Below are 13823 nucleotides of genomic sequence, written 5' to 3'. Positions count from 1 at the left end.
CGCAACAGAACGGCTGGCCCACAAGGCCGGCCCTTGTAGCACGACTTATTAATAGAAAGCAGCACACCATGAGCACGCAAGTACAACAACGCGCAACCAAGATCGTTTCCACCATCGGCCCCGCTTCCAACGATATCGACACCCTGGTGCGCATGTTCAAGGCCGGCGTCGACGTCGTACGCCTGAACTTTTCGCACGGCAAGGCACAAGACCATATCGACCGCGCGCGCATGGTGCGCGAAGCCGCCGCCCTGTGCGGCCGCGAAGTGGCCATCATGGCCGACCTGCAAGGGCCGAAGATTCGCGTCGGCAAGTTTGAAGAAGGCAAGATTTTCCTGGAAAACGGCGACAAGTTCATCCTCGACTCGAAATGGGGCGAAAACGGCGAGCTGGGTAACCAGGAGCGTTGCGGCCTCGATTACAAGGAATTGCCGCGCGACTTGCATGCCGCCGACGTCTTGCTGCTGAACGATGGACTGATCGTGCTGGTGGTCGATAAAGTGGTCGGCAGCGAAATCCACACGACGGTGAGAATCGGCGGCGAGTTGTCGAACAACAAGGGTATCAACCGCCAGGGCGGCGGCTTGACGGCGCCGGCGCTGACGGCCAAGGATATGGAAGACGTGAAAACGGCAATGAGTTTCCAGGCCGATTACGTGGCGGTATCGTTCCCGAAGAACGCTACCGACATGATCATGGCGCGCCAGCTGGCCAATATCGCCGGCGAAGCGTGGGACCATAAACCGATGATGATCGCCAAGATCGAGCGCGCCGAAGCGATTCCTGCGCTGCAAGAAATTCTCGATGCCTCCGACGGCATCATGGTCGCTCGCGGCGACCTGGCCGTGGAAGTGGGCAATGCGGCCGTGCCAGCCTTGCAAAAACGCATGATCAAGATGGCGCGCGCGTCCAACAAGCTGGCTATTACCGCCACGCAAATGATGGAATCGATGATCGTCAACGCCGTGCCAACGCGCGCCGAAGTGTCCGACGTGGCCAACGCCGTGCTCGATGGTACCGATGCGGTCATGACTTCCGCTGAAACGGCCTCGGGCAAGTATCCGGTGGAAACAGTGGAAGCGATGGCGGCGATTTGCCTGGACGCTGAAAAATGGGATATCTGCAAGCTCGACGCGGACTTCCTGAACTCGACCTTTACCCGCATCGACCAGTCGATCGCCTACGGCGCGCTGTTCACCGCCCACCATCTGCGCGTGAAAGCGATTGCCACCCTGACGGAATCGGGTTCCACGGCCCTGTGGATGAGCCGCTACAACATCGACATTCCGATCGTTGCGCTGACGCCGAGCATCGCTACCCGCCGCAAGCTGGCCCTGTACCGCAACGTCAGCACAGTAGAGCTGGGTTCCGGCACCGACCGCGACAAGGTCTTGAAACAGGCCGAAGAGTTGTTATTGGAACACAAGGTGGTCGAAAAGGGCGATACCATCGTGCTGACCTGGGGCGAGCCGATGGGCAAGGTAGGCGGCACCAATTCCTTGAAAATCACCAAGATCGGCCAGCATTGATCGTGTGACGGTGCCGGCAGCCATGCCGGCACCGTATAGCAGGGCGTGCCGTGGCGGCGCCTCTGCTACACTGCGGCGTTTCATTCGAAACGCTGCCCATGTCTGTTATCCCACCTTTGACACCACTCAAACACGCCTTCCAGCAATCCCGCCTTGAAAACAATATCGAGCTGGTCCTTCCCGAGCTGCTGCGTGCCCAGCTGCATGTGGTGGTCGGTGGTCAAAGCGAGCAGATAGATTTGTTTCTGGTGCCATCTCCCAATCGGGAGCGCCTGTGCGTGACGGTGGCCGAAGACCTGGTTTTCCTGGATGGTATCGCCTACCCCAAGATTCCCGTGACTGGCCAGCAACTGATCGCCTCGATACCGCCTGAAATTGAAATCATCATCCTGCATGGCGACGGCGCCAATTACCTGACGCGCGAGCAACTGGCCTGGTATCGCCGCATGCTGGGGCCTGCTGCCTGAGATATGGCCGAAGCGTTGCCGTGCATCAATATCCCGCGTGGAGTTAGCCTTATGCTCGTGAAAGCCATGCGGCTGGTCCCGGTACTGCTTCAAGTGCCGCAGATACAGCTTGTTGCATCCTGATCGTACAGGCTTATTTTTCGGACAATGGTCTTGCTGAAGTCCTATGAATATTTTTGTAAAGCAACTATACTCACGGCTGCTTGAAAAATCATTGTCACGCTGGCCGCCAGTAGCACGCGCCAGGGTTGGTATGCATTCCGCTTTTTCCATCTGAAGAAGCCTACCCCGCGCGCCGGGCGAGGGCGTGATGACCAAGTCATCATCCGGTCGATTCTTTCCGTTGTTATTTTCGCTGCTTTGCCGCTTAGCTAATCAAGTGTGCAGTGCACCTGTGCCTGGTGGCACGTTCATCATCACGCTCACGCGTTACGACATTATGTTCAGTTCCATGTTTAGCGAAGCCCCGCCTTCGATGCCTTATCAGTACGGTACCTTCGACACCAAACTGGTGCTGTTTTCCATCGCGATCGCCATCTTTGCCTCGTTCATGGCATTGCAGATTGCCGGCATGGCGCGCAGCAGCGAGCGCGGCTTCCAGCGCCAGACCGCCATCGTCACGGGCGCCATTGCGCTGGGCGGCGGCATCTGGTCCATGCATTTCATCGGCATGCTGGCCTTTGATATCTGCACCCGCGTCAGCTTCGAGCCTACCCTGACGTTGCTGTCGATGTTGCCTGGCATGGCGGCGTCCTGGGTGGCGCTGCATTTGCTGGCGCGGCCAGAGATCAATTGGCGGCAACTGGTGGTGGGGGGCGTGCTGGTGGGCCTGGGCATCGGCTCCATGCATTACAGCGGCATGGCGGCCATGCAGTCTTCGCTGACCCTGCATTACCAGCCATGGCTGTTTGCCTTGTCGATCCTGGTGGCGGTGGCGATGGCCATGCTGGCGCTGTGGGTGCGCTTTGGCCTGAACGCCTGGCGCCAGCGCTTGCATCCGATGACGACTTTGTTGTTGAGCAGCCTGGTGATGGGCCTGGCCATTTCGGGCATGCATTACACTGGCATGCTGGCGGCGCGTTTCGCCGGGACGCCTGAGATGGGCGACAACACTTTTACCGTCCATGCTTCGTTCGTGGCGCTGGCCGTGGCGCTGATCACGGTCACCCTGACTGTTTTTGTCGCAGCCGCCAATGGCTTGCTGCGCTACCGCCAGCTATTGCGCCATGCCAGTGCCAGCGAATCGCGTTTGCGCGCGATTGTCGATACGGCGGCCGATGGCTTGATCACCATCGATGGCCACGGCAAGGTGCGTTCCTTCAATCCGGCCGCCGAAGCCCTGTTTGGCTGGCGCGAAGCTGAAATCGTCGGACGCGACGCCAGTGTGCTGCTGCAGGATACCGACGCTGTGCGTTACCAGGGTTTTTTGCGCGATTATCTGGCGACGGGCGTATCGCATATCCTCGATAGCGGGCGCGAACTCGATGGGCGCCACCGTGATGGCACCATGCTGCCCATACGGGTTGCCATCGGCAAGATCGATATGCCGGGCAGACCCCTGTTCGTGGCCTTCGTGACGGACATGCGCTCCTCGCGCGACATGGCGCAGGCGCTGCAAGACAGCGAACGCCAGTACCGCACGCTGATCCGCAATATCCCCGGCGTCTCCTTCCATTCCAGTTTCGCCCCCGACTGGCAGATGCTCTTCATCAGCGATGCCGTGTATGGCTTGACGGGCTGGATGCCGGAAGACTTTGCCGCCGGCCGGGTCACCCTGTTCGACCTGGTGCATCCCGATGACCGCCAGCGTGTCAACGAAAATTGCCTGCAGGCGGCCAGTGAAAAGCGCGACTTTGAAAACGTCTACCGCATCATGCATCGCGATGGACGCGAGCGCTGGGTGCGCGAAAGCAGCGGCCCGGTGCTCGACAAGGACGGCATGGTGCGCTGGATCGATGGCGTGATTCTCGACATTACGGAAAGTGAATTGCGCAACGCCGAATACGAGGGCAAGGTCACGGCCATCTCGCGCGCGCTGGCCGTCATCGAATTCGACTTGCACGGACGCGTGCTGGCGGCCAACGAAAATTTCCTGGAACTGGTCGGCTACGAGCTTGAGGAAGTGCTGGGGCAGCACCACAGCCTGTTCTGTGAAGCCGCCTATGTCGCCACGCCTGCCTACCCGGCGTTCTGGCAGCGGCTGGCCAATGGCGAGTTCGACGCCGCCGAATACAAGCGCATCGGCAAGGGCGGCAAGCAGTTGTGGATACAGGCGTCGTACAATCCCATCTTCAATACGGATGGCAAGCCTTTCAAGGTGGTGAAGTTCGCCACCGACGTCAGCGACCGGCGCGCCATGCAGGAAAACCTGCGCGCCGCGAAAGACCGGGCCGAACTGGCGGCTGAATCGAAGACCAGCTTCCTGGCCAATATGAGCCATGAAATCCGCACGCCGATGAATGCCATCATCGGCTTTACGGAAGTGTTGTTGGGCACGGCCCTGGACACCCTGCAGCGGCGCCACCTGACCACGGTGCGCCAGTCGGCCCGCTCGCTGCTGGAACTGCTGAACGATATTCTGGACACGGCCAAGCTGGAAAAAGGCGCGACCGAACTGGAACTGGTGGATTTTTCGCTGCCCGACCTGGTCGACCACGTGGCCGCATCGCTGCGCATCACGGCGCAGTCGCGCAACCTGGCGCTGCATGTGGACTACGATCCCGGCATCGGCCAGTTCTTCCTGGGCGACGCGCGGCGCATCCAGCAAGTGCTGACGAATCTGATCGGCAACGCCGTCAAGTTCACCGAGGCGGGCCATGTGCGCGTGGCGGTCGACATGCAGGGCGATCTGGTGCATATCGCCGTGCACGACACAGGCATCGGCATACCGGCCGACCGCCTGGAAAAAATCTTCGCCCCGTTCACGCAAGCCGATTCCTCAATGAGCCGGCGCTTCGGTGGCACCGGCCTGGGCACGACGATTTCGCGCCAGCTGGTCGAGCTCATGAAGGGCTCCATCACGGTCGAAAGTACCTTGGGCGAGGGCAGCGTATTCCACGTGCTGCTGCCGCTGGTGGCCGGGAAGTCTGTCTTGCGCCGCAGCGAGCAGCCGGTGGTGGCCTTGCCGCCGCTGCGCATCCTTGCCGCCGACGACGTGCCGCAGAACGTCGAACTGCTGCTGATCAGCCTGGGCGCTGCAGGGCACCAGGTGATCGCTGCCAGCGATGGCGAAAGCGCCGTGCGCGAATACCGTACTGGCAGTTTCGACATCGTCCTGATGGATGTGCAGATGCCGCGCATGGATGGCCTGGAAGCGACCCGTTTGATACGCGTGCATGAACGCGAACAGGGCTTGAAGACGACACCGATTATCGCCCTGACGGCTAGCGTACTGGAACAGGACCGGCGCGCGGCGCAGATGGCCGGCATGAATGGCTTCGCCTCAAAACCGCTGGAAATGCACAAGCTGACGGCGGAAATCGCGCGCCTGCTCGATATCACCGTGCCGGCGCCGCACATGCCAGCCGGCGCGGCGCCAGGCGCTGTGGCAGGGTCTGAGCAGATCGACTGGCCGCGCGGCGTCGCCCTGTGGGGCAGCCATGAAGCCTTGCGGCGCGCCATCTTGCGTTTCGTGCAAGCCAATGGCGACTGTGCGAGCCTGCTGGCCGCTGAACTGGCGCGCGGCGACACCAGCGTGGCTGGCCACTTGCTGCACCGCGTAAAAGGCGCCGCCGCCAACCTGTGCCTGCCGCAGCTGGGCAGCATCCTGGCGCGGCTGGAACAAGCCATCTCGCGCGAGGACGATGTGAGCGGCTTGCTGGAGCAACTGACCGCTGCCTTCCTTGCGCTGGAAGCTGAATTGGCAGGCGGAGAAAACGACGAGTCCATGCTTGAAGCGCCGCAAGCAGATGCGCCAGTACTGGACCGTGTAGCCGCCGATGGCTTGCTGCGCCTGGCCATCGCCAGCCTGGAAGGCGGGCAGCTGGACGACGTCCTGATGACGCAGATCGCAACCTTGCTGGCGCCACATGGCCAGCAGCGCCAGTTGCAGGCGCTGAGCACTGCCGTCGATGATTTCGAATTCGCGCGTGCCGTCGCCGTGCTGCAGGACATGCAGGCGTGGCTGCAGGCGCAGGTGCAAAACACCCTGGCTGATTGAACATGGTAACAACAAGATAATGACGATGAAATTACCCGAACAAAAACCGACCCTGCTGCTGGTCGACGATGAAGCGACCAACCTGCAGGTGCTGCGGCAGATTCTGCAGGATGACTACCGCCTGCTATATGCCAAGGATGGCGCCAAGGCGCTGGAACTGGCGCAAAACAATGCCGTTGAACTGATCCTGCTCGACATCATGATGCCTGACATGACGGGCTATGACGTGTGCCGCCGCCTCAAGGCGATACCGCTGACGGCCGCCATCCCCGTCATTTTCGTCACCGCCCTGTGCGACGTGAAAGACGAGGCAGATGGTTTCGAGGCGGGCGCCGTCGACTACATCACCAAGCCGGTCAGCCCGCCCATCGTGCGGGCTCGTGTGCGCACGCATCTGTCGCTGGTCGACGCCCAGGAATTGCGTCGCTCGCGCCTGCAAGTGATCCAGACCCTGGGCCAGGCGGCCGAGTACAAGGATAACGAGACGGGCATGCACGTCATCCGCATGAGCTATTACGCACGCCAGCTGGCGCTGGCAGCCGGCTACAGCGCGGCGCAGGCCGAGGATCTGCTGACTGCGGCGCCCATGCACGACGTAGGCAAGATCGGTATCCCGGACGCCATCCTGCAAAAGCCGGGCAAGCTCGATGCCGAGGAATGGAAGATCATGCGCAGCCATGCCGAGATCGGCGCCGCCATCATCGGCGAGCACGCGGACGGCCTGCTGAAGATGGCCCGCACCATCGCCCTGACGCACCATGAAAAATGGGATGGCAGCGGTTATCCGCATGGCTTGAAGGGCGAGGAAATCCCCCATGAAGGGCGGATCGTGGCGATCGCCGACGTGTTCGACGCCCTCACCAGCGAGCGGCCCTACAAGCCGGCATGGAGCGTGGAAGAGACCATCGCCACCATGCGCCGCGACAGCGGCACGCACTTCGACCCGGAACTGGTCGAACTGTTTATCGCGCAATTGCCGGCGATATTGGCGATCAAGGAGCAGTGGCGCGAGCCGGCTTGAATTAGTCGTCTATAACGTATGTCAGCCAACAAAATTCGAATAGGCCCAAGTCCTTGATAAAGGCTACCCGGGCCCAGCGAGCCTGAAAAATGGTCAGGGCAAGGCGCGTAGGGCGCAGCATGTACGGCAAGCCCAAGCAACGCAGCCCTGGCCGTTTTCTCAGGCCCGCGACTCAGGCCCGCACTTTTTTAAAGAAGCTTGGCGTCGTTACCCAGGCCGCCGTGCAGGTATCGTCTGCAAGATACAGCTAGGCCCCTCAGTCAGCCAGCCTCAAAATCCGCCGTATTTCCAGGATCGCCTGCGGGCTTTCCTGCACGCTGTGCCAGGAGGGGATGACTTTCTCGGATTGCGCGCCGTCCAGGTGGGCGCTGGCGTAGGGCACGACGCCGTCGCTCGATTCAAGTAGCGGTAAGTCCGGCGTGTCGTTGCCCATGATGGAGTAGTAGCGCACCTGTCGGCTGATCGGCAGGTCGGCCACCAGGCGCACAAATGGGTCCTTGTCGCTGAGGTTATCGATGCTGTTGGGGATACGCAGCGGTTCGCTGCTGCCCGTGTCAAGCTGCGCCAGGCTGCCGACGGCGTCCGAAAACTGGTCCAGCATGGTGATCGGCAGGGTGACCAGATTGGCGATCCAGCGCGCCACCTTGTGGTTGGCGAACGAGGTGCCGCGGTGCGGTGCGGCGATGAAGATGGCGCGGTTCACTTGTGGCATGGCGCCAAATTCCAGGTAGGGCGCCAGGCCGGCACGCACTTTTTCCGCCTTCTTGCCCTTCAAATTGTATTCTTCGGTGATCGCGTCAAGCAGGGTGGTGCTGGCGTTCGAGACCATCAGGCGCGACAGCACGCCGCCCATGCTGTGGCCGATCAAGACCATCTCGTTCGAGGCAGCCGCCCTGGCCGATGGGTCGAAGTGGGCCAGCGTGGCATCGAGCGCCTGGCGGATGGCCAGGTTGTTGGCTGCCAGCGGCGCATTGCTGGGGTAATACACTTGCCAGATTTGGTAGCGGCGGCGCAGCTGTTCGTCACCCATCAGTTCATTGGCCACATTGATCCACGCTTCCGGGCTGCTGGCCAGGCCATGCAGCATGACGATAGTGCGCTTGGCCGGATCGTAAGGCTGCATCAGGTGTACCTGCGGGCGCGCGATGCCTTCGGCGCGGCCAAACAGGGTGCGCAGCGCCTGCACGCCAAAGCCGGAGCGGGCCAGCCACAAGCCATAGCCGGCCGTGAAGTTGGCGGCCACGGGCAGTTCGCGGCCAGCCATGCTGATACTTGCGTTGCGGTAGGGGTCGGCCAGCACGATCATCAGCTGCTGTGTTGCCAGCACTTCGGTGAGGCTCTTGCCTTCGAAGCGGATCAGCGCTGTGACGACCGGGAAGCGCGTTTCCTGGTAGGGCACTTCCGCGCTGGACGCGGGTGCGGGCTTGGGCATGACGGCCACCAGGTCGGCGCCGAAGCCGTCGCGGCGGTAGACATTGCGCAGGCCGGAAAATTTCAATGAGGTGGCCGGCAGCAGTTCTTCCGGCAGGGTGCCGTCGTGCGGCAGGCGCAGGGCCGACAATTCGCTGTCGATATCCCAGCCCGCCACCCGGATCACCTTGCCATCGGGGCGATATTCGCTGCGGTGGTGGAACAGGTTGCCGACGGCTTTTTGCACGGCATAGTTATAGTAATCGCGGATCTGCGTCTGGCGCTCTTCGAACGCCCGCTCACCGGGCGAGCGCGCCGTGTAAAACAGGTAGGCGTAGGCATAGCGGGCCGATTCCAGCCAGGCGGCCAGCACATCGGCATTGTTCTTTGCATCGCGTTTTTCTTCGGCCAGTGCGCTTTCCAGCCATAGTTCGGACAGGGTCGCCAGGCGCTGCTCGTCGCTGAGCAATTCGGAGCGGGCCAGGTCGGCGCGGCAGGAGCCGGCATTGGCCTCGCAGGCGGCGATGTCGCTGCCGATAATGCGCAGCACTTCGTTGGCCGAGGCGCTCAGTTTGCCGGTGGTGAGGATGTCGCCGCGCCGCTGCTGCAGATAATCGGCGGGCGAGATCGAGCTGACGGTGACTGCCGCGCAGCCGCTCAGCATCAGCGCGGCGCACAGCAGCAGGCTGCTTTTCAGCCCACTCCTCGGCTTATTCCTCAGGCCACCTGCGCGCACCAGCATGGGTGTCTGCTGCCTCAGAACGAATACACCAGCGTCAGCGAAGTCTGTGTATCGGTGTTTTTCTTGTCTTCAGGGACGTGCGTGTCGCTGCGGGCGCTGAAGGCGGCCTTCATCTGCATGGTGCCGTTGATCTTGGTACTGAGCGCTGTTTCGGCAATCGAGTGGGTGTTCGAGGTACCCCGTTCGACGCTGACCGTTTGCGAGAACAAAGCGGACTGGCTGATTTTCCATTTCATGGCGGCTGCGCCACGTATCGTCAGCCCATGTTCCGATTCGCCGGTTTCCGAGGTGCCGTTGAAGTAGCCTGGACCGATTTCCACGTCTACGCTCTTGTCGTCCGACTGGTACCAGCGCGAGCCGTGACCGACTGCCAGGGTAGAGTATCTGGTATAGGCGCCGAAGCGGTCGTTGACGTGCGAGGCCAGCACGAACAGCTTTTCATTTTCCGTCGTCAGCTTGTAGGCTGCCTTGGCAGAGGCCGAGAAGCGTTCGGCCGAGCGTTCGCGGATCTTCTGGCCTTCAGTATCGGTGGTTTCGTCTTCCTTGAAGTAGCCACTGAAAATATACTGGTTACTCCAGTTGTCGAGCTCCTGGCGTGCATCGATCTTGCCAGTCACCGAAGTACCCACGGTATTGCCGGTGGTGGTGATGGCGCCCAGTTCGGCCGAGGTGGCCCAGCTGCCGATGGGGATTTCGTCGAACAGCACGGTTTGTTTGATCGGTTTGCTGTCCTTGCTATCTTTGGTATCTTTGGCGTCGGTAGCTTCGATGGCGTAAGCGCCGCCGTGAGCGATGGCCAATGCCAGCGCCAGTGCGAGAGAGGTAGTCGATTTCATGGCTATAAGCGTGTCTTTGGCCAGTGCGCCGGCGGCGGCACACTGCCTGCGGTTCGTCAATTGGTTAGCGATGACGCTGAAGGCCGCCGGCTCGGGGTATCCACACCATGTGCTCGGGCGCGGCCTATCATTGTCGAGGCCGTATTGTACCTGAGCCTGTACCCAATCCGCTGATCGCCCGCCATCTTGCGTAGCGCGGGAATGCTGGTATAGTGATTATTCCCCTGGTCCTGGATAGTCAAACGATGAAAAAGCTGGTTTGCAGCCTGGCCTTGCTGGCCGCTGGCTTTGCCCGTGCACAGACGCCCGCTTCCGTGCCAGTCCCCGTTTTGCCTGCGGCTGCAACCACGGCCGCGCCAGTTGCACCGCAACTGACGCAGCCTATGATACGCGACGCCGTCCATGCCGTGCTGGCGGAAGAGGCCAATGCGGCCGAGGGCCAGCCCGCGATGCAGCAAGTGACGATACGCGCCGATAAATATGAAAAATTCGCCGCCGCCTTCAGTGAAGCGAAAGTGCCCGATTGCCTGCACCCGGATGGCCTGAAGCGTCAGCCAACCAACATCGGGCCCGTCGGCGTGGTTGGCATGTATGCGTTACCCTTCGTGGCGATCGCCAAGCTGCGCGGCAAATGTAATTAGCTACAAGACCCGCATCCACGGCTGCGCCGCCACATGGCGCTGTTCGAAGACTTCAATCTGCGGCAGTGATTGCAAGGTCAGCGCGACCATGTCCAGGCCGTCGACCAGCATGCGCCTGCTGCGCGGCGCCAGCGCGAATGGCGTGAGCGAACCATCCGGCGCGCGTATCGTCAGCGCCAGCAAGTCGATCTCCAGCGTAGCTTGTTCTGCCTGCGCCAACGCGGCGACCAGCGCATCGATGGCCGCTTGCTCCAGCATGATGGGCAGCAAACGGTTATTGAGCGCATTGCCATAGAAGATTTCACCATAGCTGGGGGCGATCACGGCGGCGATGCCGAACTGCTGCAAGCCCCACACGGCGTGTTCGCGGCTGGAACCACAACCGAAATTCGAACCGGCGATCAGGATGCGCGTAGCTTCGTAGCCCGGCTGGTTCAGGATGCAGTCGGTGCGCGGCTGGCCGTCGCCATCGAAGCGCAAGTCGTACAGCAAGCCTTTATCGAGTCCTTCCTTGCTGATGGTGCGCAGGAATTGCTTGGGCATGATCTGGTCGGTGTCCAGGTTATCGATCAGTAGCGGCGCCGCCAGGCCGGCGATCGAGGTCAGTTTTTCAGTAGGCTTGCTCATTGTGCGTGCTCCAGTGTGCGGACGTCGCTGATGACGCCCGTGATCGCGGCCGCGGCGGCCATCGCAGGACTCATCAGATGGGTGCGGCTGGCGCGGCCTTGCCGTCCTTCGAAATTGCGGTTGGTGGTCGAAGCGCAGCGCTCCAGCGGCGATAGCACATCGTCGTTCATGGCCAGGCACATCGAGCAGCCCGGCTGGCGCCACTCGAAACCGGCGGCGATGAAGATGTCGGCCAGGCCTTCCGCCTCGGCCTGGCGGCGCACGGCGCCTGAACCCGGCACCACCATGGCGCGCACCTTGGGGGCGACCTTGTGCGTGCCGACGATGGCGGCAGCAGCGCGCAGATCTTCGATGCGGCTATTCGTGCACGAACCGATGAAGACGCGGTCGACCGGCAGTCCCATGATGGGTTCACCGGCTTGCAGTCCCATGTAAGCGAGCGCCTTGCGCGCCATCGCTGGCGCATGCGGGTCCGTATTGGCCGATTGCGAGTCCGGGCCGGGTATGCGCGCATTGACGGGCATGCCCTGGTCCGGGCTGGTGCCCCAGGTGACATAGGGCGCGACTTCGCTGGCGTCGAACACATGTTCCAGGTCGAACATGGCGTCAAGATCGCTATGCAGTTCGTCCCACAGCGCGGGAAAGTCACCGTGCTGGAAGGGGGCGGCGTGGCTGCGCAGGTAGGCGCGGGTTGCTGCATCGGGTGCGATCAGCGCGGCGCGGGCGCCTGCTTCCACCGCCATATTACACAAGGTCATGCGCGCCTCGACGGACAGCGCAGTTATGGCCGAGCCGCAGAATTCCACCGCATAACCGCGCGCGCCCTGGGCGCCCAGGCGGCTGATCAGGTACAAGGTCAGGTCCTTGACGGAAGTGCCGCGCGCCAGCTGGCCATCGATGCGGATGCGCATGCTCTGCGCCACCCGGTAGACCAGCGTTTGCGTGGCCAGGATATGTTCGACTTCGGAAGTGCCCACGCCAAAGCCCAGCGCGCCCAGCGCGCCATAGGTGGTGGTATGGCTGTCGCCGCACAGGATCACCATGCCGGGACGTACCAGGCCCTGTTCCGGCGCGATGATGTGTTCTATGCCCTGGTCGATGTCATTGGTGTCGAACAGGCGGATGCCATGGCGTTCGCAGTTGCGGCGCAGATTGAGCGCCAGCAGGCTGGACGCAGGGTCGCCGATCACGCGCTGGCCGACCGCCAGCGGTGCCGTGGGAATGATGTGCGAAACGACGGCCAGCTGCTGGGCGGGGCGCAGCACGGCGCGCTGCTTGTCATGCAGGCTGCTGAAAGCTTGCGGGCTGGTGTATTCGTTCATGATATGCAGGTCGGCGTACAACAGCACGTGGTCCGCGTCGAGGTGTTCGACGGTGTGCGCGTCGACCAGTTTCTGGTAAAGCGTGGCTGGCTGGGAAGTCATGGCTGGCTTTCAGTTAATAGGCGTCTGTGTTTGGCCCAGCAGGAAGGGCAGGGTGGCGGCCAGCAGTCCGGCCGGGTTCTCTTCGGGGATGTAATGGCCACAGGGCAGGGCCTGCCCCTGTACCTGTTCCGCCAGCAACTGCCATTCGGCCAGTGGGTCGAAGCAGCGCCCAACCACGCCATCGGCGCCCCACAGGGCCAGCATGGGGCAAGTGATGCGCTTGCCGGCGGCCAGGTCGGCCCGTTCATGTTCCAGGTCGATGCTGGCGCTGGCCCGGTAGTCTTCGCATATGCCGTGGATGGTGGCCGGGTCGCGCAGGCAGCGCAGGTATTCGGCGTAGGCTTCCGGCGTGAACGGCGCCAGTCCGGCCGAGCGCTCGCCGATGGTGTATTGCAGGTAGGCGTCCGGGTTGCCGCTCACCAGCAGCTCGGGAAACGGCGCCGGGCGGATCAGGAAAAACCAGTGAAAGTAGCTGGTGGCGAACTGTCGGTCGGTTTTTTCATACATGGCCAGGGTAGGGGCGATGTCGAGCACCACCAGGCGGGTGATGCGTTCAGGGTGGTCCAGCGCCATGCGGTAGGCGACCCGGCCGCCACGGTCATGCGCCATTACCAAGAAATGCTCAAAGCCCAGCAGTTGCATCAGCCGCACTTGTTCATTGCCCATTTCGCGTTTCGAATAATTGCTGTGGTCAGGCAAGCCGGCCGGCTTGGCGCTGTCGCCATAACCGCGCAGGTCGGCGGCGATCACCGTGAAGTGGCGCGCCAGCTGGTCTGCCACCTTGTGCCAGATGACGTGGGTTTGCGGGTGGCCGTGCAAGAGCAGCAGGGCGGGGCCGGAACCGCCGCGCACATAGTGTACGGGCGAGCCATCGACATCTAGGGTGTGGGAAGTGAAATGCTCGAACATGGAGTCTCCTGCGGTGTAGGTATAGCTGCATTCTAGGATAGTTTCAATGCTATATAAT

Annotated in this window: 10 protein-coding genes; 5 read left to right on the top strand and 5 right to left on the bottom strand. The window is 62.0% G+C overall.

The genetic code is table 11. The features are described from left to right. Nucleotides 1-68 precede the first annotated feature (68 nt). The 4 genes from pyk (at nt 69) to HDE75_RS11245 (ending at nt 7176) form a co-directional block, all read left to right on the top strand. Nucleotides 69-1529, top strand: a complete 1461-nt coding sequence (pyk, locus tag HDE75_RS11260; RefSeq protein WP_183677650.1) for a pyruvate kinase — start codon at nt 69-71, stop codon at nt 1527-1529. Between the two features lie 98 nt (nt 1530-1627). Further along, complete coding sequence (locus HDE75_RS11255; protein ID WP_183677651.1) at nt 1628-1996, top strand: hypothetical protein; 369 nt, start codon at nt 1628-1630, stop codon at nt 1994-1996. Nucleotides 1997-2447: 451 nt separating this feature from the next. Further along, nucleotides 2448-6155: a PAS domain S-box protein gene (locus HDE75_RS11250; RefSeq protein WP_260173953.1), complete on the top strand. Its 3708-nt coding sequence runs from the start codon at nt 2448-2450 to the stop codon at nt 6153-6155. 25 nt (nt 6156-6180) lie between these two features. Further along, nucleotides 6181-7176, top strand: a complete 996-nt coding sequence (locus HDE75_RS11245; RefSeq protein WP_221291847.1) for a response regulator — start codon at nt 6181-6183, stop codon at nt 7174-7176. A 256-nt stretch (nt 7177-7432) separates the two neighbouring features. Here the strand turns inward: HDE75_RS11245 and HDE75_RS11240 are convergent, their stop codons facing one another. Both HDE75_RS11240 and HDE75_RS11235 read right to left on the bottom strand, forming a co-directional pair. Further along, nucleotides 7433-9328: an esterase/lipase family protein gene (locus HDE75_RS11240; protein ID WP_221291846.1), complete on the bottom strand. Its 1896-nt coding sequence runs from the start codon at nt 9326-9328 to the stop codon at nt 7433-7435. Nucleotides 9329-9342: 14 nt separating this feature from the next. Next, nucleotides 9343-10164, bottom strand: coding sequence for a DUF481 domain-containing protein (locus HDE75_RS11235; RefSeq protein ID WP_183677655.1), 822 nt, complete (start codon nt 10162-10164; stop codon nt 9343-9345). Nucleotides 10165-10409: 245 nt separating this feature from the next. On the opposite strand from HDE75_RS11235, the gene HDE75_RS11230 reads away from it, so the two are divergent. Further along, nucleotides 10410-10805 carry a hypothetical protein gene (locus HDE75_RS11230; RefSeq protein ID WP_183677657.1) on the top strand — a complete coding sequence of 132 codons (396 nt, stop codon included), beginning with the start codon at nt 10410-10412 and terminating at the stop codon, nt 10803-10805. Here the strand turns inward: HDE75_RS11230 and leuD are convergent, their stop codons facing one another. From leuD to HDE75_RS11215, 3 genes are read right to left on the bottom strand one after another with little or no spacing between them, the layout of a single operon-like run. Then, nucleotides 10806-11432 carry a 3-isopropylmalate dehydratase small subunit gene (gene leuD, locus HDE75_RS11225; RefSeq protein ID WP_183677659.1) on the bottom strand — a complete coding sequence of 209 codons (627 nt, stop codon included), beginning with the start codon at nt 11430-11432 and terminating at the stop codon, nt 10806-10808. Next, complete coding sequence (leuC, locus tag HDE75_RS11220) at nt 11429-12856, bottom strand: 3-isopropylmalate dehydratase large subunit (RefSeq protein ID WP_183677662.1); 1428 nt, start codon at nt 12854-12856, stop codon at nt 11429-11431. The genes leuD and leuC overlap by 4 nt, the downstream gene beginning before the upstream one ends. Nucleotides 12857-12865: 9 nt before the next feature. Beyond that, nucleotides 12866-13765 (bottom strand): alpha/beta fold hydrolase, encoded by a 900-nt coding sequence (locus HDE75_RS11215; protein ID WP_183677664.1) that lies wholly within the window; start codon nt 13763-13765, stop codon nt 12866-12868. Nucleotides 13766-13823: the final 58 nt, after the last annotated feature.

Origin of the sequence: Janthinobacterium silvisoli (assembly GCF_014200725.1) — a bacterium.
Taxonomy (GTDB): Bacteria; Pseudomonadota; Gammaproteobacteria; order Burkholderiales; family Burkholderiaceae_D; genus Janthinobacterium.
Note: the sequence above shows the minus strand (reverse complement) of the source record. Positions and strands in the feature narration are given on the sequence as shown.